Source organism: Micromonospora sp. NPDC005215 (assembly GCF_040607915.1).
In the GTDB taxonomy this organism is placed as follows: Bacteria; Actinomycetota; Actinomycetes; order Mycobacteriales; family Micromonosporaceae; genus Micromonospora.
Genome location: NZ_JBEXHQ010000044.1, coordinates 17103 through 40237 on the forward strand (window position 1 = coordinate 17103; position 23135 = coordinate 40237).

A 23135-nucleotide genomic window follows, 5' to 3' on the forward strand; every position below is an offset into this window, starting at 1 on the left:
ACGTCTGGGCGTACCGTGTCCAGACCTGACGGAGGACAGTGACCATGGACGACACCATCCTCGAGATGCGTCGCATCACCAAGACCTTCCCCGGCGTGACCGCGCTGGACGACGTCACCCTCGCAGTGCGCCGCGGGGAGATCCACGCCATCTGTGGTGAGAACGGTGCCGGCAAGTCCACCCTGATGAAGGTGCTGTCCGGCGTCTACCCCTCCGGCTCGTACGACGGCGAAATCCTCTTCGACGGCAAGCCGATGCAGTTTCGTGGCATTCGGGACAGCGAGGCCAACGGCATCGTCATCATCCACCAGGAGCTTGCCCTGGTGCCGTACCTGTCGATCGCGGAGAACATCTTCCTCGGCAGCGAGCGGCGCAGCCGCCTCGGGCTGATCGACTGGAACCTCGCAAACGCCGAAGCGGCAAAGCTGCTGGCATCCGTCGGGCTGCACGAGAACCCCGTCACCCCGGTCATCCAGCTCGGCGTCGGCAAACAGCAGTTGGTGGAGATCGCCAAGGCGCTGTCGAAGAAGGTGCGTCTGCTCATCCTGGACGAGCCGACGGCCGCCCTCAACGACATCGACTCGGCCCACCTGCTCGACCTGTTGCGGGCACTCCGCGACCAGGGCATCACCTGCATCATGATCTCGCACAAGCTCAACGAGATCACCGCCATCGCCGACTCGACCACAGTCATCCGGGACGGGCGCGCGGTGGAGACCCTCGACATGAGGTCCGACGAGGTGACCCAGCAGCGGATCATTCGGGGCATGGTCGGGCGCGACCTGGACAGCTTCTACCCCGACCGCGAGTCGTCCCCCGGCGAGGAGGTCCTCCGGATCGAGGACTGGACGGTGCGGCACCCGGTGCAGGACCGGATGGTCGTCGAGAACGTCGCCCTGTCCGTCCGCGCCGGTGAGGTCGTCGGCATCGCGGGCCTGATGGGCGCGGGGCGCACCGAGCTGGCGATGAGCGTGTTCGGTCGGTCGTACGGGCGCGACATCCGGGGCCGACTCTTCGTGCGCGGTCGGGAGGTGCAGGCACGCACCGTCGCCGAGGCGATCGACAACGGCATCGCCTACGTCACCGAGGACCGCAAGAGGTACGGGCTCAACCTCATCGACGATGTCCGCCGCAACGTGTCCGCCGCCGCATTGGACCGGCTGTCCCGCCTGGGCTGGGTGAACGGCAACGAGGAGATCAAGGTTGCCGAGGAGAGCCGGCGGGAGATGAACATCCGCACGACAAGCGTCATGGCGGTGGTCGGTAAGCTCTCCGGCGGCAACCAGCAGAAGGTCGTCCTGTCGAAGTGGCTGTTCACCGACCCGGATGTGCTGATCCTGGACGAACCCACCCGGGGCATCGACGTCGGTGCCAAGTACGAGATCTACACGATCATCAACCGGCTGGTGGCCGCCGGCAAGGCGGTGATCGTCATCTCCTCGGAGCTGCCGGAGTTGCTCGGGATGTGCGACCGCATCTACACCCTCGCCGCCGGCCGGATAACCGGTGAGATGCCGGTGGCCGAGGCGACTCAGGAGAGCCTCATGGAGCTGATGACCAAGGACAAGGAGCTCGTGGCGTGACCAGCATCAAGACCCCCCCGACGGAGAGCCCGACGCCCTCGGACAGCACACCCGCCGCCGCCCTGCACAGCGGCACGAACGACCTGCGGGCGCTGGTGTTGAACAACCTGCGGCAGAGCGGGATCTACGTCGCCCTGGTCGTCATCGTCGCGTTCTTCGCGATCCTGACCGACGGGGTGTTGCTGAGCCCCGGCAACATCACCAACATCGTCCTCCAGTACTCGTACATCCTGGTCCTCGCGATCGGGATGGTCATCCTGATCATCGGCGGGCACATCGACCTGTCGGTCGGATCGGTCGTCGCGCTGACCGGAGCGGTGTCCGCCGTCCTGGTGATCCAGCAGGGCTATCCCTGGTGGGTCGGCGTCGTGGCCGCGCTCGCGGTCGGCGTCGCGGTCGGCGCATGGCACGGCTTCTGGGTGGCGTACGCCGGCATTCCGGCCTTCATCGTGACCCTGGCCGGCATGCTGCTGTTCCGGGGTCTGACCCTCCGGGTGCTCGACAACATCTCGCTGTCGCCGTTCCCGGCGGAATACCAGAAGGTGGCGGCGGGCTTCCTGAACGGGCTGCTCGGCGGGCAGGGCTATGACGCCTTCACGCTGCTGATCGGCGCCGTGGCCGTGGCCGGGTACGCGGTGAGTGGCTTCCGCACCCGCGTGGCGCGCATCCGCTACCAGCAGCCCGTCGAGTCGTTCCCGCTGTTCGTCGCCCGGGTCGTGGTGGTCGGCGCGGTCATCATGTACTTCGCGTGGCAGTTGGCGCACGCCCGCGGCCTGCCGATCGTGCTGATCATCCTGGCGGTTCTCGTGCTGGTCTACGGCCTGCTCACCCGGCGTACCGTCTTCGGTCGCCAGGTCTACGCGATCGGCGGCAACCTGTCGGCGGCGGCGCTGTCCGGGGTGAAGGTCCGTACCGTCAACTTCTGGATGTTCGTCAACATGGGCTTCCTGGCGGCGGTGGCCGGTGTCATCTACTCCTCGCGGTCGAACGGCGCTCAGCCCGCCGCCGGCAACATGTTCGAGCTGGACGCGATCGCCGCGGCCTTCATCGGCGGCGCGGCGGTCACCGGCGGGGTGGGCACCGTGGTGGGCGCGATGGTCGGCGGTCTGATCATGGCGGTGATGAGCAACGGCATGCAGCTGATGGGCGTCGACCAGTCGACCCAGTCGGTGGTGAAGGGCCTCGTCCTGCTCGTCGCGGTCGCGTTCGACGTCTACAACAAGCGCCGGGCCGGCACGGCCCGCTGACGCCTCGACAGTACGTATGCGTGCCCCTGCCCGCCCTGTGGACAGGGGCACGTGTCGGTGCGCGACATGCCAGCCACGCCGGGTCGGCCACGCGCCGCCCGTCACGCCCGGGAGGGGCTCGTCGCGCCGCTGCCGCTGCCGATGTCGTTGCCGTTGCCGTTGCCGTTGCCGTTGCCGTTGCCGTTGCCTGAGCAGCCTGGCCGGAGTCGGACCCACCTGTCTGGCGCACTGTAGAGCTGCCCCAGATATGGACCACGACCTGCGGCGGTGACTGCCTCCGGATGCCCGGGGCTGCGGTGGTGGCTGTGCCGGGGGCTGCGGTGGTGCTTGCGACTGGGGCCGCGGTGGTGCTTGGGTTGGTGTTTGTGCCAGGGCTCGCGACGGTGCCCCAGATCTGGGGCAGCTCTACAGGGAACCGAACAGGCAACCGAGGCTCGCCGCGGCGAGCGGCTTCCCGCAGCCCTGCGGCGCAGCCCAGCCCAGCGCCGGGCAGTCGCGGGGCGGGCGGGGGCGGGGCGGGGCGGGGCGGGGCGGGGCGGGGGAGATGATCCCGCCGCGCCGCGGACGGCGCAGCGGGACCACCCGGTCAGTGGCAGGTACCGGTGCCGCTGTCGTTGTAGGTCTGCCCGGCCACCGGCACGAACTGCCAGTCGTAGCTGCCGGAGTGCAGGGTGAACTTCAGGACTCCCCAGGCCGAGCTGTTGCGCGCCTCGCTGTTGGGCTGGATGGTGCCGAAGCCGTAGTGGCCCGCGCCGCCCATGCCGGCGACGAAGCTGCGCACACCCCGGCTGGTGTCGGCGCCGCCGGACGGGTTCATCGGCGCGAAGCGCTCGTACACGTGGTTGTGTCCCCACACCACGACATCGGCGTTGTAGTCGTAGAGCGCCTGGTACAGCGGACGTGTGGACGTCGACGGCGCGTGGTTGGAGCTGGACGTGAACAGCGGGTGGTGCCAGTAGGCGAGCGTGCACGGCTTGGCGCTGGCGGCCAGGTCCGCCCGCAGCCACTGCTCCTGGGTGGATCCGGCCGACATGCTGATGTTCGAGTTCAACGACACGACGTGCCAGTTGCCGAGGTCGAACGAGTAGTAGCCGCGTCCGCTCGGGCCGGCCGACGTACCGAAGTAGTTGTAGTAACCGGTAGCGCCCGACGTGTTGTAGTCGTGGTTGCCCGGCGACGGGCGGGTGCGCGTCTTGTGGCGACCCCACGTGGGCTCGTAGTAGCTGGTGAACTGCGACGCCGTCCCGCTGTCGTAGACGTTGTCGCCGGTGGTGAAGACCGTCCCGGGAATGTTGTCGAGCAGCGTCGCGGTGGCGCTGTCGCCGGAGCCGGAGTCGGCGATGTCGCCCGCCCCCACGAACACCGGGTCCCCGGACGTGGGCGGCGTGGTGGTCCCGGTGCTGACCACCAACTGCGGGGCGTCCGCCCCACTCTCGCGGGTGTCGTAGTAGGCGCCGTCGCCGCTGGTCGAGGTCGCACCGAAGCTGTACGTCCCGTTGCCGGTGACGGCGGTCGTGACGTCGACCTCGTACCAGGTGTTGCCGCTGACCGCGCCGAGGGTGCCGAGGGTGGCCCCGTCGATGGCCGGCTGGTTGCTCCAGGTGGTGCCGGTCTCCGACCACGTCGTGTTGGACATCCGGCGGAACGTGCCACCGGCGTCGCTGCCGCTGTTGCCACTGATGGTGCGCAGTCGCAGCTTGGCGCCGGTCACGGTGCCGCTGACACCGCTCACTGTGAAGCGCAGGAACGAGCGCCGTACGGGCGAGTTGTCGGCCACGATCTGCGTGGACGTGCCGTAGTTGGTGGAGGCCGCGTCGCTCTGGACGTAGGTGTCCGCGACCGGCGTGAAGGTCACGCTCGCCGCCGACGCCGGGTCGGCGCCGGTCACGACGACGGCGGCGGTCGCGGCGACGAGCACCAGCACCGCTCCCGTCGTGATCGTCGGACGGGGGAATCGAATATCCATCCAGGACTCCTCTGCTGCGGGTGTGAAGCCCAAGGAATGTAGGAAGGTCGATGAGCCGGCGGGCGACAGGCGGATGAACACGGCGTCCCGGCAGGCAAACACCTCGATGTTCGCGGCACGTTCACCCGCACCTCGTCCGGCTGCCACGCGCGGTCCGTTGTGCCCTCCGCGACGAGTACGGACGATGGCTGACCGGCAGTTGTCGACCCGAGGAGATGCTCGTGTACCTCTCGACCGTTTCCCGGCCGGTCTCCGACCCACCCGAATCCGGACCACGACGTCGACGGCTCGCCCTGGTCAGCGGCAACGTCGTCGCACTCGGCACGGTCAGCCTGATCACCGACATCTCCGCCGAGATGGTGGCCGCCGTCCTACCGCTCTATCTGGTGCTGGGCCTACAGCTCAGCCCGGTGGCCTTCGGCGTGCTCGACGGCGTCCACACCGGTGCCACCGCGCTACTGCGGGTCGTCGGTGGGTTCGCCGCCGACCGCTTCCGGCGACGCAAGCTGATCGCCGGCATCGGCTACACCCTCTCGGCGGTCGCGAAGCTCGGCCTGCTGCTCGCCGGCCGGTCGATACCGGCGATCGGCGCCGTCATCGCCGTCGACCGCCTCGGCAAGGGCGTGCGCAGCGCCCCGCGCGACGCGCTGATCACGCTCTCCACGCCGCCTGAGGCGCTGGGCCGGGCGTTCGGGGTGCACCGGGCGATGGACAGCGTCGGCGCGTTCCTGGGACCGCTCGCCGCGTTCGCGGTCCTGCTGGTCGTCGGGCAGTCGTACGACGCGGTCTTCGTCACCAGCTTCTGCGTCGCCGCGCTGGCCGTCGTCGTGCTCGTGCTGTTCGTCCGGGAACGTCCAGCCGACCAGACGACGGACGACCCGGACGACCCGACGGTCTCCGTCCGGGAGGCGTTCGGCCTGCTCCGCGCGGGACCTGCCCGCCGGCTCGTGCTGGCCGCGGCGATGCTCGGGCTGGCCACCATCGGCGACGGTTTCGTCTATCTGCTGCTGCAACGCCGCGAGGACCTCGGTCTGCGCTGGTTCCCACTGCTCGCGGTGGGGACCAGCCTGGCCTACCTGCTGCTCGCCGCCCCGCTCGGTGTGCTCGCCGACCGGATCGGCCGGCTACCGGTGGTGCTCGGCGGCTACACCGCCCTCGGCGCGACGTACCTGCTGTTGGCCGGTCCGGTCGCCGGTTGGCCGCTGATCGCGCTGACCCTGGTGCTGTACGGCGCGTTCTACGCCGCCACCGACGGTGTGCTCATCGCGCTCGCCGGACCGGTGCTGCCGGCGCGGCTGCGGACCACCGGAATCGCGCTGGTGCAGACCGGGCAGGCGCTCGCGTACCTCGTCTCCTCCGTCCTGTTCGGTCTCGGCTGGCAGGCATGGGGGCCGGAGGCGGCGATCCGCGCGGCGGCCGTCGCCGTCGCCTGCGTCCTGGTCGGCACGCTGCTCCTGCTGACCGCCCCGTCCCGTCTCGTCACCCGGAGGGTGTCCCGATGACCGTGTTGTCGACCCGAGCGAAACTCGGCGTGGTGGTCGCCTCGGCCGTGCTGCTCGGCAGCGTGGCAGCCGGCTATGTGGCAATGGCGGCGGAACCCGCCCGGACACCGCCATCCAGCAGCGGCGACCAAATGGTCACCCTGGCACCCGGCCCGCGCCTGTTGGCCCTCACCGACCGGCACCTGTCGACCGTCGCCACGGCCGACCCCACCGGGCCCCGCACCGTTTCCGGCCTGGAATGCCTGCGGGTGTACGCCGCGGCCGGCACCGGTGTCTGCCTGAAACCGGCGACCGCCTGGTCGTACCAGGTCGTCGTGCTCGACGCGGCGTTGCGCCAGACGCGGGCGGTCGACGTGCCGGGACTGCCCAACCGGGCCCGGGTCTCGGCCTCCGGCCGGATGGTCTCCTGGACGACGTTCGTCGGTGGCGACTCCTACACCGCCAGCGGCTTCTCCACCCGCACCGGGATTCTCGACACCGCCACCGGCACCACTGTGACCTCGCTGGAAGAGTTCGCGATCACGCTGGACGGCCGGAGCCACCGCAGCCCGGACGTCAACTACTGGGGCGTCACCTTCACCGCCGACGACAACCGCTTCTACGCGACCATGTCGACAGGGGGCAAGCGGTACCTCGTCCGGGGTGACGTCGCCGCCCGGACGGTCGAGACGGTGAAGGAGAACGTCGAGTGCCCGTCGCTGTCACCCGACGGGACCCGGATCGCCTTCAAGGAGGCGATCGACGCCGACCCGGCGAAGGGCTGGCGGCTGTCGGTCCTCGACCTGGCGACCATGCGGGTCACCGCGACGGCCGAGACCAGCAGCGTCGACGACCAGGCCGCCTGGCTGGACGGCCGGACACTCGCCTACACGCTGCGCCAGAGCGACGGCCAGCCCGACGTCTGGAGTGTCCCGGCCGACGGGTCCGGTACGCCGAAGCTGACGGTCCCGGGCGCGGAGTCCCCGGCACCGCTCACCTGAGGAGCTGGCTGTCGGGCGGCCAGGACACCTGACTGCCTTGGCGCGGACAGCCTCCCGTCATGTGGGATTCCACGCGGCACCCATCGCCGTTCATCGACGTTCTCAAGGCTGTTGACCATGACAAGGCTGAGCCGTCGCATATTCGTCCTCAGTGGACTGGCTGCCGCCGGCGTCGCGGTGACCCCCCGCCAGGGTGCCCGCGCCGCGGTGCCGTACCCCTTCAAACTCGGTGTGGCGTCCGGTGATCCGGCGCCCGACAGCGTGGTCCTGTGGACCCGGCTGGCACCGTCTCCGCTCAACGCCGACGGGCAGGGCGGCATGGCCAACGCCGACGTGGCCGTCGAGTGGCAGGTGTCCACCACCGACCGGTTCACCTCGCTGGTCGCCTCCGGCTCGGTGACCGCCCGCTACGCCGACGCGCACTCCGTGCACGCGATCGCCGGCGGGCTCGCCGCCGACTCCGACTACTACTACCGATTCCGGGCCCAGGGTCAGATCTCCGCGGTCGGACGGACCCGGACCGCCCCGGCGCCCAGCACCGTCGGCCGCGACCTGGTGATGGCCTTCGCCTCCTGCGCCCACTACGAGGCCGGCTACTACACCGCGTACCGGCGGATGGCCGAGGACAACCCGGGGCTGATCCTGCACCTCGGCGACTACATCTACGAGGGTGGCGTCGGCACCTCCACGGTGCGGCAGCACGTCGGCGCCGAGATCGTGTCGCTTGCCGACTACCGCCGCCGGTACGCGCTCTACAAGTCCGACCCGGACCTGCAGGCGGCGCACGCGGCGGCACCCTGGCTGGTGGTGCCGGACGACCACGAGGTGGAGAACAACTACGCCAACATGGTCCGCAACGACAGCAGCCCGACGCTGACCGCCGCGCAGTGGACCGCCCGGCGGACCGCCGCCTACCGGGCCTACTACGAGAACATGCCGCTGCGGCCGGCCTCCGCCGCCAACGGCAACAGCATCCCGCTGTACCGGCGGGTCCGGTGGGGACAACTCGCCACCTTCCACATGCTCGACACCCGGCAGTTCCGCGACGACCAGGCGTGCGGGGACGGCTGGAAGGTCTGCGGGGACGCCGACCTGGCCTCCCGGTCCCTGACCGGCGCGACCCAGGAGGCGTGGCTGCTCGACGGACTGGCCCAGCGTTACGGCACCTGGGACATCCTCGGCCAACAGGTCTTCTTCGCCCAACAACTCGACGCGAACGGGGCGGCGAGCATGGACGCCTGGGACGGCTACCGGGCCTCCCGCAGCCGGATCCAGACCGGCTGGCAGCAGCGCGGGGTACGCAACCCGCTGGTGCTCACCGGCGACGTGCACCGGTCGTGGGCCAACGACCTCAAGGCCGACTACGCCAACCCCGCCTCGGCCACCATCGGCACCGAACTGGTCTGCACCTCGATCACGTCGACAGGCAACGGCAGCGGCAGCACCACGGTCCCGAACGCGGCGGCCAACCCGCACCTGAAGTTCTACTCGGACCGGCGTGGCTACGTGCGTACCACGATCAGTCGCAGCCAGGTCCGCGCGGACTTCCGCACTGTGAACACGGTGACCGAACACGGCGCCGCGGCGGCCACGGCCCGCTCGTTCGTCATCCTCGACGGCCAACCTGGCCTGCAGGCCGGGTAGAAGGAGTCCCACCATGACCGCACTCACCGCACTGCTCGCCGCCTCCCTGCTGGTCCCGAGCCTGGCACCGGCCCCGATCGCGGTCACCGCCGAGGCGATCACCTGGACCACCGCGAACAGCGTGGCCACCGGCGACCAGGACCTGCCCGGCATCGCCACGAACCGCAACGGCCAGGTCGCCGTGGTGTGGGAGGACGACCGGGACAGCACCGCACCCGAGGACGACACCCACAGCGAGATCTACCTGCGACTGTTCCGCGACGGCACGCCCGCGTACGAGCTGAAGCTCTCCGGCGGGGGCACCAGTGGGGCCGCCTGGCGGCACATCAGCCCCGACGTGGGGCTCGACGACCGGGGCAACGCCGTGGTGGTCTGGGCCGCCGACGGCGACGGCAACGGTGTCTACAACATCCAGTACCGGGTGGTGTCGCCCAGCGGCACGGTGCTCGGCTCGGGGCAGGCCAACGCCAGCGACGCCGGGCAGCAGATCTGGCCGAAGGTGGCAGTCGACCCGGACGGCGCGCCGAGCACCGCCGGGGTCGGCTTCACAGTGGTCTGGGAGGACGTCCAGGGGACCGCTCCGGCCACCGTCAAGGCCGCCGGCTACACCGCGGCCACCACCAAGGTGTACGAGGTGACCGCCTCGCAGAGCACTGGTACGCACCACCGCCCCGACGTGGCGGTGTCCGCGACCGGTGAGGCGCTGGTGGTCTGGGACGAGGACGCCGACGCGAACGGCTCGTACAACATCGGGTTGACCCGCCTGGCCCGGTCCAACGGCGCGGTGGTGCTGTCGCGGCGGACCGCCAACGCGCAGAGCGGCGGGCAGCAGCAGCGGCCCTCGGTCGCGGCGAACTTCGCCGGGGACTTCACCGTCGGGTGGGAATCCGACCACACCGGCACCCGAGGTGTCTGGGCGCGGTCGTTCACCTCGGCCGGTACCGCCCGGCACGAGGAGGTCCAGGTCTCCGCCGGGGCCGGGGCCGTCGCGCCCGGCGTCGGCATCGACGACCAGGACAACGTGGTGGTGGGCTGGACGGTGTCGGGCACCAACCCGGACGTCTGGGCGCGTGGCCTCAACCCGGACGGCACGCCCACCGGCCGGCTGGCGGCCCAGGCGCTGAGCCAGACCACGACGGGCCGCCAGGAGCAGTTGGCCATCGCCACGTCTCCCTGGGGCGAGGTGAGCCTGTGCTACACCGACGACAACGACGGAAACGCCTTCGACCAGGTGCTCCTCGGCTTGGGCGCGACGAACTCGACCTGGCTGATGTCCGCCGATGAGCTGCGTCGCCTGAAGGCGCGGGCGGGCACCACGGCGCACTGAGCCGACCGGGCCCGTTCAGCTGGCGTGGTCGGGCCCGCCGCCGGTCCTGGCCACCCCGTCGTCCCCGCCGACGGACGACGGGGTGGCCACGGCGCGCAGGGTGACCGACTGGTCGGCGTGGTCGACAGCGAACAACGTCCCGGCCGGGAAGGCCGCCAACGTCTCGGGCGGCAACTGGATGGTGCCGTCGCCGGCCACCACGGCGAAGTCCTGGCCGTTACGCCCCTCGGCACCGACCCGGCCGTCCCGGATGGTGACGGCGCGGCCCAGCCGGGCGCCCACCTCGCCGTCATGGGTCACCACGACCACTGTGGTGCCCCGCTGCGCGTTGACGGTGGCCAGCGCCGTGAGCACCTCGTCCCGACCGGACGCGTCGAGCTGGCTGGTCGGCTCGTCGACAAGCAGCAGCCCGGGCCCGGCCGCGAGCCCCTGCGCCAGAGCGGCCCGCTGACGCTGCCCCGGAGTCAGGTCGCCCACCCGGCGCGTGCCGGCACCGCCGAGGCCCACGAGTTCCAGGATCGCCTCCGGTGGGTCGAGCCGGCGCCCGGCGACGCGTGCCGCGGGTCGCTGCGCCAACCAGACGTTGCGCGACAGCGACACGTACGGCAGCAGGTTGCGCTCGGCACCCTGGAGCACCGTGCCGACCGTGGCCCCGCGAAGAGCCGCCAGGCCCTTGGCCGAGAGCCGGGACAGCTCGTGGTCGCCCACGTACACGCGCCCGGCGGACGGTTGCATGAGCCCGCCGAGGATCGCCACCAGCGTGGACTTTCCCGAGCCGGACGGCCCCACCAGCGCCAACATCTCGCCCGGCGAGATCCGCAGGTCCACGCCGGAGAGCGCGACGACGTCACCGGCACCGGTGGGGTAGATGTGGATGAGCCGGTGACAGGTGACGGCCACACCCCCGGCCGGTCGGGTGGCGGTCATCGGCTGCTCCGGCGGCGTACCGAGGCGGCGACGACCCGGCCGAGCACGACCGCGGTGAGGGCGAACAACGCGATGGTGGGCACCGTGAACAACAGCAGACGGCCGACGTCCGGCCAGTCGGGCAACGGGACCGGCGAGCGGCCGTCACTGAACAGGCGCTGCCCGCCCCGGGTGAGCAGCCAGATCACCAGCGTGACGAGACCGCCCGACAACGCGGCGACCGCGACCGGCCACCCGTAGCCGCCACGCACGGCCCGGGGCGGCAACCCCTGCCGACGCAGCGCCACCAACATGACCACCCGGGTACGCTGCTCGGCCGCCGCCATCGCGATCAGGCCGGCCGCTCCGATCAGCACCCCGGCCAGCGCGGCGAACAGGTTGAAGCGCAGGGCCAGCGCGGCACCCTGTCGATCGAAATCCTGTCGTACACCGGCGGTCGTCCGGTCGGCCTTGATGACCAGACCCTGGGCGCGAAGCCGATCGAGGACGTCGGCGGGAGCGGAGCGCGTCAACCAGACCTCCTCGTTGCCGTTCTGGCTGGCGACGGCAAGGCGATCCGCGTACTCCAGGTCGACGACCAGACCCGCTCCACCAAATCGCGGCAGCCGGTCGGCCAGGCCGAGCACCGAGACCGTGGTCGGTGTCCCGTCGACCCCGTCGTACGGGTGAGAAGCGCCGAGCAGTGTCCCCGTCCCTCGGGTCAGGTAGCCGGGGAGCGGGAACGGCGCGTCGACAACACTGATGCCGGCCGGCGTCGATCGCCGGTTCTCGTCAACGGTGAGGACCAGCGCCGTGGTCGTCCCGCTCGCGCGGGTGGTGCTCGTGTCGGACAGCCGCCACCGCTTCAGGTCGGCGAACTGCGCGCCGGTCAGCACCACCGTCTCGCGTCCGCCGTCCTCGTCGCTGCTGCGTAACTCCTCGAAGTGGACCTCCAGTTGGCGGGAGACCACCGGAGCCACGATCTCAATCTTGATGAGGCGGCATTCCTGCGCGCACTCGGGCACCTGGAGGGGGTAAGCCTTGCGGACGGGCTTGACGTCCTCGCGGGAAAGGACCACCCGGGTGCCGTTGGCGCTGGCGACAGTGACCGCGAGGCGAACCCGGTTCCCGGCGAAGGCCTCGGCGTCGAAGCTGGCGGAGAGGACCATGTCGAGCAGTTGCCCCCGGAAGTACACCGGCTCCCCGGGCGCGGCCGGGTGGATCTTTCGCGCGATGTCCGCCAGGGACACGCCGTAGGACGGATGCGACGCGGCCACCGTCGCCAGCCGGTCGGAGTCCACAGCGAGCAGCGGTGTGCCGGCCTCGGAGGAGGCGGTCGTCACCACCGCGGCCATCGCGAAGCGACCCTCGGGATCAGCCGTCCGCACGGCCTTCAACAGGTGCGATCGGGACGTCGCGTCGACCTGGACCACGCGCGGCGCGCCGACCTCGACAACTGCCCGATCGGTGTAGGCGGCCGACGCGACCTCGCTCGTCGCGGCGGTGAAGGCGAGCATCGCGATGACCACGGTGAGTAGCGCGATCAGGGGCCGGAAGCGTGGTTGTCGGGCCACCTGCACCAGGGCGAGACCGTTGGCTGTCCGGCCGCGCGCCAGGAGCGCCGCGCCCGCCGCCGCGCCGATGATCATCGCGACCCGCGCCAGCAGCACACCCGCGGCGAGCGCCCCGGCGACCGGTGCCACCAGGGCCAGCCCGCTGGGCGATCCGCCGGAGCGCAACTGCACCACGGCGGCCACGGCGACGGACACCGCGACGATGTCACCGATGGTCGCCCGCCAGCCGCGGGTCCGTGCCGGGACCCGACGCAGCAGGTCGACGACCGACCCGGACAACATCCGAAGCTGGGCGAGCAGCACCGCGGCGAGCGCGCCGACCGCGCCGACGGCGGCGAAGCCGAGCACTGTGGCGTCCACTGTGACGTCCGCCCGGGCCGGAAGGGTGTGCGCGGCGAGCAGTGCGGCGGCGGCGATGCCGCCCAGGCAGCCGAGGGGGATGGCGATCAACACGGGTACCGCGTGCTCACCGATCGCCAGCGCCCACAGCCGTCGGCGCTGCACCCCGCGGAGCAGGAGCAGGCCCTGCTCCGGTCGGCGCTGGTCCGCCGCCGAACTGACCGCGACGAAGAGGACCAGCCAGCAGAGCAGGACGAGCAGCCCGGCGCCCAGCGTCACGCCGTCGGCCAGCTGCCCACGTTGCAGGGCCACCCGGTCAAGCAGCAGGGACAGGCTGGTGCCGCCCCCGAGGCCCGCGCGGCTCCCGTCCCGCGTCACCACCGCGACCGCCGCCCGCAGGTCCGCCGCGGACCGGGTGTCGAGCAGGTGCTCGGTGACGTAGAGGTCGGCCGTCGACCGGTACAGGATCGCGTCGTCGTCGGTCAGGGGCGCGGCCTCGGCGGTGAAGATGGCGTCCTCCGCGCTGCCCACGGCCGGCGTGCTGGTCGGACCCGCCGCGGCGGGCCGAATGTACTCCGCGCCCAGCCAGAACGGATCGGTCACCTCCAGCGGTTGGTAGACGCCGACCACCCGCACCGGCACCACGCCGAACGTGAACTGGTCGCCGCCGACGACACCGAGACGCGCGGCGGTCGGCGTGCTGACCATGACCTCGGGGAGTTGCCCCCGTGGGGTGGCCCGGGGGCAGGCGCCGGCCACGGTGACCCGCTCGCAGACCCCCGCTCGGAAGACCAGGCTCGAGGTCACCGTCCCGGCCGGGCCGGCGGCGACGCCACTACTCTGAGCACCGAGGACGACCTCGAACCCGGCCGGCGTCAGCTGCCGGACCTTGCCGGCGAACGGGGTCCGTGCGGGGTCACCGGGCATCCCCGGATATTCGACGGGGTCGGCGAGCCGCAGCCGAAGCTCGTTCGGCGTTGCCCTGGACACCTCGTAGCGGGCCAGGGCCTGGCCGGCGGCGGCGACGTAGCTCGGCGCGGCCGCGGCGGCGGCACTCGCGAGCACGGTGAGCAGAAGCACTGCCAAGGCTTGTGCCCGGCGGGCCGCGATCGCTCCCCAGATGACTGTCAACATTGGTGCCGAGGGTATCGACCGGGCCCGCCGCCCGCCGTCCCGTGCGAATGGGATCGGAACCTGCCGGGGTTTCTCAGTCGCGGATAATCTCCGCCCGCCCCTCGACGAGGTGCAGTTCCGCCTCGCAGGCGGCGGCCACCTCCGGGTCGTGGGTGGCGAACACGACAGCCGCGCCCCGCCGCGCCTCGTCGTGCAACAGGTCCAGAACCCGCTGCCGGTTGCCCGCGTCCAGCTCGCTTGTCACCTCGTCGGCCAGCAGCACACCTCCGCGCAGGGCCAGGCCCCGGGCGACGGCCGTCCGCTGTTGTTGGCCACCGGACAACTCTTCGACGAGTTGGTCGGCCTGGCCGGCGAGGCCCAGCAGAGCCAGCATCGCGCCGGTCTGCCGGCGGGCCTCCGGTGGTGTCACACCGTCGGCCACGAGCGCCACCTGAAGATTCTCGGCCGCCGTGAGGATCGGGGCCAGGCCGTTGTCCTGAGGGATCAGCACGATCCGGTGCTCGACCGCGTGATCACGGTCGCGCAGCGGCTGCCCGTCGACGGTCACCGACCCGTCCCGGGGCCGCAACAGCCCCGCCATCGCGTTGAGCAGTGTCGTCTTGCCCGCGCCCGACGACCCGGTCAACGCCAGGACCCGACCCGGTCGGACCGTCACCGAGATCTCCCGGAGGACGGCCGGCGCGTCGCCGTAGCCGACTGACGCCCCGTGCATGCGCAGCATGTGCCACCGCCCTCTTCCGGCACCCAAGGATCCGCAGACTGCCACGGCGGGCGGGACCCGCACAATCCCGTGGATGGCGGTGCACCACCGGGTCGGGGGCCAGAGCCCAGCTCCGACGGAATCAGCCGAAGAGCAGGTCCAGGTGGGCGTCCAGCGCGCTCAGCGCCTGCTCGGCGGTGTACTGCCCACCCAGCAGGTAGACGCCGAGCCCTTCCATGAGCGCCAGCAGGCCGGCCGCGGCGGCGTCGTCGTGCCGGTCGGGCAGGACACCGGCGATGAACCCGGTGAGCTGCCGGGTGCCCTCGCGGAGGCTCGGCGCGGCGGCCGGACGCACCGCCGTGTAGGCGAGGAACGCGAGCGCCACCCGCCCGTCGTCGCGGGTCCCCTCGTCCAGGGGCAGCAGTGCGGCGACCATCGTCCGCAGCAGCAGCCGGGGCGGCGGGTCCACACCCAGTCGTGCCAGCGCCTCGGTGACCCGGATCTGGTTGCGTTCCCGCACCACGCTCAACGCGAACGCCATCATCTCGTCCTTGGTCCGGAAGTAGTGCTGGACCATGCCGGCGGACACGCCGGCCTCGGCGGCGACATGGCGGAGGCTGACCGCCTCCAGGCCCTGATCCGCGGCGACCCGCATCAGCGCGTCCGCGATGAGGGTGCGTCGCTCCTGGTGATCGACCTTCTTGGGCATGGCCTCGATCGTTTCACAGTGGGTGATCCGGGCAGTCCGCCGGCGGCGGCGGCGGTTACCGGCCGGCGGTGGTGCTCGCGGGGGCGCCCCGCGCGCTGCGCAGGAGGCCGTCCGGGTCGTCGGCGTACAGTCGCAGCTCGTCCATGGGCAGGGACCCGGTCTTCGCCAGATCGAAGGTCAGCGGCCGGCGCAGCAGGACGTCGATGCTGGTCTGGCTGCCGACCGAGATGGACACCACCCGGCGCTCACCCTCCTGCTCGACCTGCACCGACCTGCTCGACGGCAGCGAGCGGTAACGCTTGCGCAGCGCCTCGACGTCCGTCCAGGGGATCCAGATGTCGATGCCCGAGCTGAGGCGTACGCGCAGGCCCCGGTCGCCCACCAGATGGGGGTGGATCGTCATGCTGGCGAAGAGCCCGATCATCCAGAGCAGACCCCAGATGCCGAGGCCGAGCACGATCCAGCGGGCCGGCCGCCACGGCACGACGTGGGTGACGACGACATCGAAGATGGGGATCTCCACGACCGACAGGCCGATGAAGATGCCCAGGATCGGCTTGACCACGCCGAGGTAGCCGAACGGTTCGTCGCCGGGCCCCAGTGGCAGGGGGCGGCGCCGGGCCCAGACGTACAGGCTGCGCCATGTCGCGGCCTCGGCCTCGGCCGCCCGGCGCAGCAGTGGGCCCACTCGCGCCCTGCTCGGTGCCTTCGTGTCGGTCATTGTCGTCCTTCTCGGTAGCGGGCCGACGGTCAGTGGACGGTGATGGTTCCGGCGCCACCGTCCACTGTGACGAGCTGCCCGGTGGAGATCGTCCGGGTGGCGTCCGGGACGCAGATGACGGCGGGAATGCCGTACTCCCGGGCCACCGTCGGGCCGTGCGCCATGATCGCGCCGGTCTCGGTGACCAACGCCGCGGCGGTGAGGAACAGCGGGGTCCAGCCCGGGTCTGTGGTCGCGGAGACCAGGACGTCGCCGGGCTCGACGTGGGCGGTGGCCGGGTCGTGGACGACCCGGGCGGGTCCGGTCACCCGGCCCGCCGACGCGCCCACGCCGATCAGCGTCCCGTCGCCGGCGGGGACCGCCGGCAGGACGGTCTCGACGTCGGTGCCGTCGGATAGCAGCGCCACCGGCACGCGTCGGCGGCGCAGCTCCCGGCGGTGCGTCGCCCGTCGGGAGGTGACAGTCGCGCGCGGGTCAACACCCTGGTGTACGGCGGCGTGCGCCTCGTCGAGGGTCAGGAACATGATGTCGTCGGGCTGGTCCAGCAGCCCGGAGTCGTGCAGGTCGGCGCCGACGAGCAGCAGTTGGCGGCGCGTCTCGCGCAGTGGGTACAGCCCGGCGAACTTGCCGGCCTCGCGCAGGCCGGCAAGTGACCGCGCCCGGCGCAGCAGGAATCCGGCGATGCTGCCCCGCACCGGCCGCCGACGGCGGGCGCGCCCGACCAGTTCCTCCAACGCCGCCTCCGCTGCCGCGCTGGCCCGCTGGAAGCGCTGGTCGGGGCCCTGCGCCGGATCGGTGACCCGCAGGTAGTTGGCGACCGCGGCGAAGACCGGGGTGGGGTCCTCCGCCCAGCGCGGCACGCCGAGGTCGACCTCGGCGACGCCCCGGTGACCGTAGGCGTCCAGGAAGGCGGCCATGCCGATGTCGGGCAGCGTTCCGTGGAGGTGGCGCGTGGCCAACTCGGTAGGCGGGGTGTCGAGCAGGAGTTGACGATGGTCGCCCGCGCCCTGGGCGAGCCGCCAGAGGGCCAGGTCCATCTCGATGGTGACGTTGTGCGGCATCCCGCCCAGCACGGTGTGGATCTCGTCAGGGCCGGCGATTCCCTTGAGCAGCGCGGCCGGCAGCGCCGAGGCGAGCACGCCCGCGACGATCGGCCACATGATCGCGTCGGCGCTGTCGTCGGTGTCCCGCGCCTGCACGAAGCTCAGCCGATCGGCCGCGGTCCGCAGGTCGGCGGGGGCGGCCGATCGCACTCTGAGCTGCTCGATCGCCTCGAACATCCGGATCCGTGCGGTCTCGGGACGGGTCAGCGCCCGCAGGATCCCCACCAGGGCGCGGCCGGCCGTCCGCAGCGACGCGGCGCCCCGCGCCCGGCCGCGCGTGCTGCGGCCAGCGGTCGAGGCGAACCGGGGGTCCGCCAGCACGTGCCGCATCACCGCCTGGGCGCGCGGGCCGAAGTCGACAGCCAGGAGCTTCACCAGTCGCCGGCGGGCCGACCGGTCCCGCGCCAGGTCGGTCAGGTCGCCGTAGAGCCGGCCGCCGATGTCGACGATCTCGACCCGTACGCCGAGCGCGGCGAGCATCGCGGCGATCTGCGTCCGCAGTGTCGACATGCCCATCGGTGTGACCGGTCGCAGCATGCCCTGGACGTGACCGAACTCCAGGTAGACGCGGGGGAGGGGCTTTCCGCTCTCCGGTGGGAGGGGGAACAGGGTGGTGATCGGCCGTGACTGCAGAAGCCACCTGACGCCGTCCGCGTCGATCGCCCACTCCACGTCCTGGGGGCAGCCGAAGTGGGCCTGCAACCGGTCGCCCGTGGCGCGGAGGTCGGCCAGGTGTGCGGACGTCAGGCAGCCCGTGGCGGCTCGCTCGACGCCGTCGAGGACGTAGTGGTCCACGCTCGCCGCGCCGTCCACCACTGTCGTGCCCAGACCTGCGGCGGCGTCGACCGCCATCTCGTCGCGACGGCCGGTCAGCGGGTTCGCGGTGAACAGCACTCCGGCCACGGTGGGCGTGATCATGCGTTGCACGATGACGGCCATCCGTACCGTCTGGTGATCGATCTGGCGGGCGTCGCGGTAGGCGGTCGCGCGGTCGGTGTGCAGTGCGGTCCAGCAGGTCGTGATCGCGGCGATCAGGTCGTCGGTGCCCGTGACGTTGAGGATGGTGTCCTGCTGCCCGGCGAAGCTCGCGTCCGGCAGGTCCTCGGCGGTGGCGCTGGAGCGCACCGCGACGGGGCCCGCGCCGAGCCGCTCGTACGCGGCGACGACCTCGGCCGTGGGGATGACGCCGAGTCGGTGCGCCTCGGTGGTGAGGCAGAAGCCCTCGGGCACCCGTTCGCCGTGCCTGATCAGCTCGCCCAGCCCGGCCGCCTTGCCGCCGACCAGGTCAACCATGTCGGCGGTCGCCTCGGACAACGCGATGACCTGCATCGGAGCCTTCTCTCTTTGCAATGCAATCGTATTGCATACACCGTAACGCCTTTACGATGCAACTGCAATGTGACGCTGGCGGAGGTGTGACCCGGCACCGAGGCGTTGCCGGCGTCTGCCATCCTCAGGACGGTGACGACCGGCCGCCCGACCACACCGCGCTCCCACCGTCGCGCCCGCAGCCGTAACATCCGCGTCCTCATCGCGCTCGTCGCGGCGGCGGCGATCCTCGGCATCGCGCTTGTCGTCGTGCCGATGCTGCGACCGGCGGGGCCGCGCCCGCACTTCCAGCTGCCGGTCGCCTGCGGCGAGACGTGGCAACTGAGCACCTACCCCGGTCACGACGACTACGACGTCGACCTGTTCCCCACCGAGGGTGAGGCGTGGGGGCGGCCGGTGCTCGCGTCCTACGGCGGCACGGTCACCGAGGCGGGCATCAACGGGTCGGTGGGTGGCCGTACCCCGGACAACCCGGAAGGCCCCCGCGGGCGTGGCGGCGGTTACTGGGTGAAGATCGACCACGGCGGCACGTGGGAGACGCAGTACCTGCACATGCTCGAACCGCCACTGGTCACGGTCGGGCAGCGGGTTAGTCAGGGCCACCAGATCGGGCTGCTCGGCAGCACCGGCAACTCCGGCGCGCCGCACCTGCACTACGAGCAGCGGCGCGGCTGGGAGAAGGTCGAGACCCACTTCGACGGGGCGCCGTCGGGCATCACCACCGACGAACGCGAACGAATCCTCCGGCAGGTGAGCAACAACTGCCCGACCGTCTCCTGAGGACCGCGGTTTGCCCGGCCCGGCTCTGGGCACTGACTGGGGAGACAGTTCGGACGCCAGGGAGGAGCCAGCCATGGTCAAGGGTGACGTCGACACGTACCACGAGGACGGGCAGTGGAAGAACAAGGCGGAGGGCAACGAGCGGGCCAGCAGTACGCATGACGTGAAGGCCGACGCGCAGGCCCAGGGCCGTGAGATGGCGGCCGACCGTGGCGTCGAACACGTGGTGAAGAAGCAGGACGGCACGATCGGGGAGAAGAACACCTACCCCCGCAGCCGCGACCCCCGCGACATCGAGGGCTGACCGCCACCCGCCGGGCCTGCGCTGGCCTCGTCGAGTCGAGTCGACGAGGCCAGCGCAGGCCCGTGCCGCACTGACCGTGGCTGCCGTGGTGGTCGCGCCCTCCTCGGCTGCCACCGAGCCATGGGCGACGCGTCAGTTGTCGGTCAGGCCGGCACCACGTACGGGAAGCTGGTGGCGCGGGCGGCCTTGGTGACCTCCGGGGTGAGGCCGGACGTGGTGCCCGTGTTGAGCACCAGGGAGAACATCACCTCGGGTGCGTTGTCGGCCATGCTGCGCCCGTTGCGGACCGCGAAACCGTAGTTGGCCGCCGTGCCGACCTGGTAGGACAGCAGGTCGGGATAGAGCTGTCGGGCGACACTCCACCCGTACGCCTGCGGGTCGGGGGCGGCGCCGTTGGCGGCGATGACGCCTGCGACGGCGCTGGCGATCTCCTCGCCGTCCTCGGAGAGGTCCTTGCTGGGGTGCCGGAAGTTGGCGGGGTTGGAGAAGTCGGTGTCGTGGGGCCAGAACAGCGGCCACATCATGGGGTGGCCGGCGCGGTTGATCTGTCGCCACCCGCCGGCGTCGGTGGCCAGCATCGTGCGGCACCACACGCCGATGTCGGTGCCGTCGCGCAGCAGTGGCTCGTCGTGGGAGACCTCGAGGACGATCGACTCGACGGTCGTGCCGGCGAAGCTGTTCTTGGCCTGGTCCATCCGCCACGCCGAGCGGTCCACCCGGGCGCCGTCCTTGAGCGCGCCGTTGATGGTGGCGAGTTCGTCGAGGTCGACGTAGAACGGGTCGGTGATCCGCCCGGCCCAGACCCGGACGTTGCCGCCGGTCGACACCTCGCCGGTGTGTCCCTCGGCGATGGGGGTGCCCATCGCGGCGTCGTCGCGGGCATCCTCGCCGGGGAGCTCGTACAACTGGAGGGTCTGCTTCCCGTCGCCGTCCGGCTCGCCGAAGGCGAATCGGTAGGTCAGCCCCTCCATCTCCGCGCCGTTGAAGTGGATTTTGATTTCGTAGCGTGCCTCGGCGTGGAAGCCGCGCTTGATGTCCGCCTTCGTGACCGAGCTGTTGACGTCCATGACGAAGACCGTGGTGCGGTCGCCGTTGAAGACGTACAGGTCGTCGATGTAGAGCTGGCCGCCCTGCGCGGCGAGGGGGGTGTCGAGATGGTGCGACATGAGCTGACTCCCGAAATGCCGGATTCTGGATATATCCGAACATAGTGGGCGTCAGACTGCTCTCTCCCTGCCTTCGGGCTAATTCGGCCTCACCCCCCGGGCCGCGGAGGGGTCAGGGTGAAGGGCCGCCCGACGCTGCGTCAGCGGGCGGCCCTTCGCTCGTGCTGAACGTCCCTAGACGCGGGACCACTTCTGGTTCGCGGCCCCGAGGCAGTCCCACAGGTGCAGCTTGCCGCCGTTGTTGGGGTTGGCGTCCCGCACGTCCACGCACTTGTTGGCGTTGAGATTGACCAGGTCGCCAGCGGCGTTGAGGGTGAAGCGCTGCGCGGTGTTGCCGTTGCAGCTGACCAGGTTGACCTCGGTGCCGTTCGCCGTGCCGGCCCAGGCGGGATCCATGCACTTGCCCATCGCGCGGACCGTCCCGTCGGAGGCGAAGGTCCAGGCCTGGGCCGCTGTGGTGTTGCAGTCCCAGATCTGCAACTTGGCGCCCTCGACCGGGTTGGCGCTGGGAATGTCGATGCACCGCCCGCTCTGCGCGCCCCGGATCCGGCTGGTGCCGGGTGCCGGCTCGCCGCCGCCGGAGGTGTAGCTGGACACCCGGACATAGTCGACGAGCATCTGCTGCGGGAACTGCGTGGAACCGTCCGGGTAACCGGGCCAGTTGCCGCCCACCGCCACGTTGAGGATCATGAAGAAGGGGTGGTCGAACACCCAGCGGTTGCCGCCGAGCCGCGCGGGATCGACCCGGTGGTACTGGACCCCGTCCAGGTACCACGTGATCACGTTCGGCTCCCAGTCCACCCGGTAGGTGTGGAAGCCGTCGGCGAGCGGCGCCCCGATGTTGCGGCTGCCGGTGATGCCGCCGCCGCCGGAGTAGCCGGGCCCGTGCACGGTGCCGTACACGGTGTTGGGCTCCCGGCCGATGTTCTCCATGATGTCGATCTCGCCGGCGTCGGGCCATCCGCCGCCGGTGCCGAGCATCCAGAACGCCGGCCAGATGCCCTGGCCGCGCGGGATCTTGATCCGGGCCTCGAATCGGCCGTAGGTCTGGGTGAAGGTGGCCGCCGACAGCAGCCGCGCCGACGTGTACTCGCAGCGCCCGTAGTGGCACTGGTAGTTGGCGGGATTGTCCCGGCGGGCCGTGATGACCAGGTTGCCCTGGCCGTCGTGGACGGCGTTGCTTGTGCTGTTCGTGTAGTACTGCCGCTCGTTGTTGCCCCAACCGCTGCCGCCGGTGTCGAAGCGCCACTTGTTCTGGTCGACGGGGGTGCCGGCCGACGAGTTGAACTCGTCCTGCCAGCTGATGGAGCCGATGGCGGCCTCGGCTCGGTCGGGATGCGCGGGGACGAGCGCCGCGGTGGTCGCGACGAGGGCGACCGCCAGGAGTACGAGGGGACGAGACCGGGTGCGGGCTGTGAACACGGGAGGCTCCTCAGCGGGGGAGTGGTGGAGGCTGCGCGGCGAAGAGGACGGAGAGCGCTCTCCGTAGGGAAGCATGTCGATATCATGTCTTTCTGTCAAGAGTGTTTCCAATACACCCGCATCGCCCTTCGCGCCGTGCACACCGAGCGCGGACGAGTGTTACGCGAAAGCGGTCGAATCGACCCTTCCTATTGCCGTGGGGCGTCCACCCGGGACAGGATGACGAGGCGTGCGGGAAACCTCCTCGTAACCTGCGCGCTGCTGGTCTCTGTCACAAGGAAGTGGGAGTCAGTCATGAGCGACGCGTCGACGGCGCTGGGTGTGCGCCTCTACCCGGACCTGGTCGAGCGAGGTGGTCTGGCCCCCGCGCTCATCGAAACCGCTGCCCGACACGGGCTCGATCTCGGCCGGGTCACCGCCCCCGAGCAGGGGCGGAGCCGATTCACCTGCGCCGAACTGCACTCCGACCAGGGCGTGGTCTGCGTGAAGCTGGGATCGCAGGCCCGATACTTCATGATCGACCTGCGGGTGTCGGGCGAGGTGCTGGCGCGCGGCGACGTGATGGACCTGGTGCAGGTCGCCACTGTGGCTGCGGCCTGGCAGGCCGGGCTGACGGTCGCCGAGCTCACCGCCCAGTTCCCGTTCATGGAGGAGATCGGGCACCGCCCCGCGCCCGTGGCCCAGGTCAGCTGACGCGCC

General features: G+C 71.2%; 18 protein-coding genes. 9 read left to right on the top strand and 9 right to left on the bottom strand.

Annotated features, from left to right (window positions below; genetic code table 11):
- The first annotated feature begins 44 nt into the window (after window positions 1-44).
- Both mmsA and mmsB read left to right on the top strand, forming a co-directional pair.
- On the top strand, window positions 45-1583 hold the full coding sequence (gene mmsA, locus ABZU25_RS26630) for a multiple monosaccharide ABC transporter ATP-binding protein (RefSeq protein ID WP_355032102.1): 1539 nt from the start codon (window positions 45-47) through the stop codon (window positions 1581-1583).
- Complete coding sequence (mmsB, locus tag ABZU25_RS26635; protein ID WP_355032103.1) at window positions 1580-2830, top strand: multiple monosaccharide ABC transporter permease; 1251 nt, start codon at window positions 1580-1582, stop codon at window positions 2828-2830. The genes mmsA and mmsB overlap by 4 nt, the downstream gene beginning before the upstream one ends.
- 586 nt (window positions 2831-3416) lie before the next feature.
- Here mmsB and ABZU25_RS26640 read toward each other — a convergent pair.
- Window positions 3417-4796 carry a DNRLRE domain-containing protein gene (locus ABZU25_RS26640; RefSeq protein WP_355032104.1) on the bottom strand — a complete coding sequence of 460 codons (1380 nt, stop codon included), beginning with the start codon at window positions 4794-4796 and terminating at the stop codon, window positions 3417-3419.
- A 221-nt stretch (window positions 4797-5017) separates the two neighbouring features.
- Between ABZU25_RS26640 and ABZU25_RS26645 the strand changes: the two genes are divergently transcribed.
- The 4 genes from ABZU25_RS26645 (at window position 5018) to ABZU25_RS26660 (ending at window position 10249) form a co-directional block, all read left to right on the top strand.
- Window positions 5018-6298 (top strand): MFS transporter, encoded by a 1281-nt coding sequence (locus ABZU25_RS26645; protein ID WP_355032105.1) that lies wholly within the window; start codon window positions 5018-5020, stop codon window positions 6296-6298.
- A complete protein-coding gene (locus ABZU25_RS26650; RefSeq protein ID WP_355032106.1) occupies window positions 6295-7278 on the top strand; it encodes a hypothetical protein in 984 nt (327 codons plus the stop codon). Before ABZU25_RS26645 ends, ABZU25_RS26650 begins: the two co-directional genes overlap by 4 nt.
- A gap of 117 nt (window positions 7279-7395) precedes the next feature.
- Window positions 7396-8922 (top strand): alkaline phosphatase D family protein, encoded by a 1527-nt coding sequence (locus ABZU25_RS26655; protein WP_355032107.1) that lies wholly within the window; start codon window positions 7396-7398, stop codon window positions 8920-8922.
- A gap of 13 nt (window positions 8923-8935) precedes the next feature.
- Window positions 8936-10249 carry a hypothetical protein gene (locus tag ABZU25_RS26660; protein WP_355032108.1) on the top strand — a complete coding sequence of 438 codons (1314 nt, stop codon included), beginning with the start codon at window positions 8936-8938 and terminating at the stop codon, window positions 10247-10249.
- Window positions 10250-10264: 15 nt separating this feature from the next.
- Here ABZU25_RS26660 and ABZU25_RS26665 read toward each other — a convergent pair whose 3' ends face one another.
- The 6 genes from ABZU25_RS26665 to ABZU25_RS26690 all read right to left on the bottom strand — a co-directional run bounded on the left by ABZU25_RS26665 (window position 10265) and on the right by ABZU25_RS26690 (window position 18764).
- Window positions 10265-11176: an ATP-binding cassette domain-containing protein gene (locus ABZU25_RS26665; protein WP_355032109.1), complete on the bottom strand. Its 912-nt coding sequence runs from the start codon at window positions 11174-11176 to the stop codon at window positions 10265-10267.
- Entirely contained in the window at window positions 11173-14202 is a 3030-nt protein-coding gene (locus ABZU25_RS26670; RefSeq protein ID WP_355032110.1) for an FtsX-like permease family protein, read from the bottom strand. Before ABZU25_RS26670 ends, ABZU25_RS26665 begins: the two co-directional genes overlap by 4 nt.
- 73 nt (window positions 14203-14275) lie before the next feature.
- Window positions 14276-14914, bottom strand: coding sequence for an ATP-binding cassette domain-containing protein (locus ABZU25_RS26675; RefSeq protein WP_355032138.1), 639 nt, complete (start codon window positions 14912-14914; stop codon window positions 14276-14278).
- Between the two features lie 130 nt (window positions 14915-15044).
- The gene (locus ABZU25_RS26680; protein WP_355032111.1) at window positions 15045-15611 is read right to left on the bottom strand and encodes a TetR family transcriptional regulator C-terminal domain-containing protein; all 567 of its coding nucleotides are present in this window, start codon (window positions 15609-15611) and stop codon (window positions 15045-15047) included.
- Window positions 15612-15666: 55 nt separating this feature from the next.
- Window positions 15667-16332 carry a hypothetical protein gene (locus ABZU25_RS26685; RefSeq protein ID WP_355032112.1) on the bottom strand — a complete coding sequence of 222 codons (666 nt, stop codon included), beginning with the start codon at window positions 16330-16332 and terminating at the stop codon, window positions 15667-15669.
- A gap of 29 nt (window positions 16333-16361) precedes the next feature.
- Window positions 16362-18764, bottom strand: coding sequence for a PEP/pyruvate-binding domain-containing protein (locus ABZU25_RS26690; RefSeq protein ID WP_355032113.1), 2403 nt, complete (start codon window positions 18762-18764; stop codon window positions 16362-16364).
- Between the two features lie 132 nt (window positions 18765-18896).
- Between ABZU25_RS26690 and ABZU25_RS26695 the strand changes: the two genes are divergently transcribed.
- Both ABZU25_RS26695 and ABZU25_RS26700 read left to right on the top strand, forming a co-directional pair.
- The gene (locus ABZU25_RS26695) at window positions 18897-19544 is read left to right on the top strand and encodes a M23 family metallopeptidase (protein WP_355032114.1); all 648 of its coding nucleotides are present in this window, start codon (window positions 18897-18899) and stop codon (window positions 19542-19544) included.
- A gap of 73 nt (window positions 19545-19617) precedes the next feature.
- Entirely contained in the window at window positions 19618-19848 is a 231-nt protein-coding gene (locus ABZU25_RS26700) for a DUF2188 domain-containing protein (RefSeq protein ID WP_184183641.1), read from the top strand.
- Window positions 19849-19991: 143 nt separating this feature from the next.
- On the opposite strand, the gene ABZU25_RS26705 is transcribed toward ABZU25_RS26700, so the two are convergent.
- Both ABZU25_RS26705 and ABZU25_RS26710 read right to left on the bottom strand, forming a co-directional pair.
- A complete protein-coding gene (locus ABZU25_RS26705) occupies window positions 19992-21014 on the bottom strand; it encodes a DUF4331 family protein (protein WP_355032115.1) in 1023 nt (340 codons plus the stop codon).
- Window positions 21015-21188: 174 nt separating this feature from the next.
- A complete protein-coding gene (locus ABZU25_RS26710) occupies window positions 21189-22436 on the bottom strand; it encodes a family 16 glycosylhydrolase (RefSeq protein ID WP_355032116.1) in 1248 nt (415 codons plus the stop codon).
- Between the two features lie 294 nt (window positions 22437-22730).
- Here ABZU25_RS26710 and ABZU25_RS26715 point away from each other — a divergent pair, with 294 nt between their 5' ends.
- Entirely contained in the window at window positions 22731-23129 is a 399-nt protein-coding gene (locus tag ABZU25_RS26715) for a hypothetical protein (RefSeq protein ID WP_355032117.1), read from the top strand.
- The last annotated feature ends 6 nt before the right edge of the window (window positions 23130-23135 follow it).

What these genes read in the sequence shown, in the direction of transcription:
- ABZU25_RS26660 (WP_355032108.1), top strand. Translation starts at nt 8,936, where the DNA reads ATGACCGCACTCACCGCACTGCTCGCCGCCTCCCTGCTGGTCCCGAGC.
- ABZU25_RS26690 (WP_355032113.1), bottom strand. Translation starts at nt 18,764, where the DNA reads ATGCAGGTCATCGCGTTGTCCGAGGCGACCGCCGACATGGTTGACCTG.
- ABZU25_RS26675 (WP_355032138.1), bottom strand. Translation starts at nt 14,914, where the DNA reads ATGCACGGGGCGTCAGTCGGCTACGGCGACGCGCCGGCCGTCCTCCGG.
- ABZU25_RS26650 (WP_355032106.1), top strand. Translation starts at nt 6,295, where the DNA reads ATGACCGTGTTGTCGACCCGAGCGAAACTCGGCGTGGTGGTCGCCTCG.
- ABZU25_RS26700 (WP_184183641.1), top strand. Translation starts at nt 19,618, where the DNA reads ATGGTCAAGGGTGACGTCGACACGTACCACGAGGACGGGCAGTGGAAG.
- mmsA (WP_355032102.1), top strand. Translation starts at nt 45, where the DNA reads ATGGACGACACCATCCTCGAGATGCGTCGCATCACCAAGACCTTCCCC.
- ABZU25_RS26640 (WP_355032104.1), bottom strand. Translation starts at nt 4,796, where the DNA reads ATGGATATTCGATTCCCCCGTCCGACGATCACGACGGGAGCGGTGCTG.
- ABZU25_RS26665 (WP_355032109.1), bottom strand. Translation starts at nt 11,176, where the DNA reads ATGACCGCCACCCGACCGGCCGGGGGTGTGGCCGTCACCTGTCACCGG.
- ABZU25_RS26685 (WP_355032112.1), bottom strand. Translation starts at nt 16,332, where the DNA reads ATGACCGACACGAAGGCACCGAGCAGGGCGCGAGTGGGCCCACTGCTG.
- ABZU25_RS26670 (WP_355032110.1), bottom strand. Translation starts at nt 14,202, where the DNA reads ATGTTGACAGTCATCTGGGGAGCGATCGCGGCCCGCCGGGCACAAGCC.
- ABZU25_RS26680 (WP_355032111.1), bottom strand. Translation starts at nt 15,611, where the DNA reads ATGCCCAAGAAGGTCGATCACCAGGAGCGACGCACCCTCATCGCGGAC.
- ABZU25_RS26655 (WP_355032107.1), top strand. Translation starts at nt 7,396, where the DNA reads ATGACAAGGCTGAGCCGTCGCATATTCGTCCTCAGTGGACTGGCTGCC.
- ABZU25_RS26705 (WP_355032115.1), bottom strand. Translation starts at nt 21,014, where the DNA reads ATGTCGCACCATCTCGACACCCCCCTCGCCGCGCAGGGCGGCCAGCTC.
- ABZU25_RS26715 (WP_355032117.1), top strand. Translation starts at nt 22,731, where the DNA reads ATGAGCGACGCGTCGACGGCGCTGGGTGTGCGCCTCTACCCGGACCTG.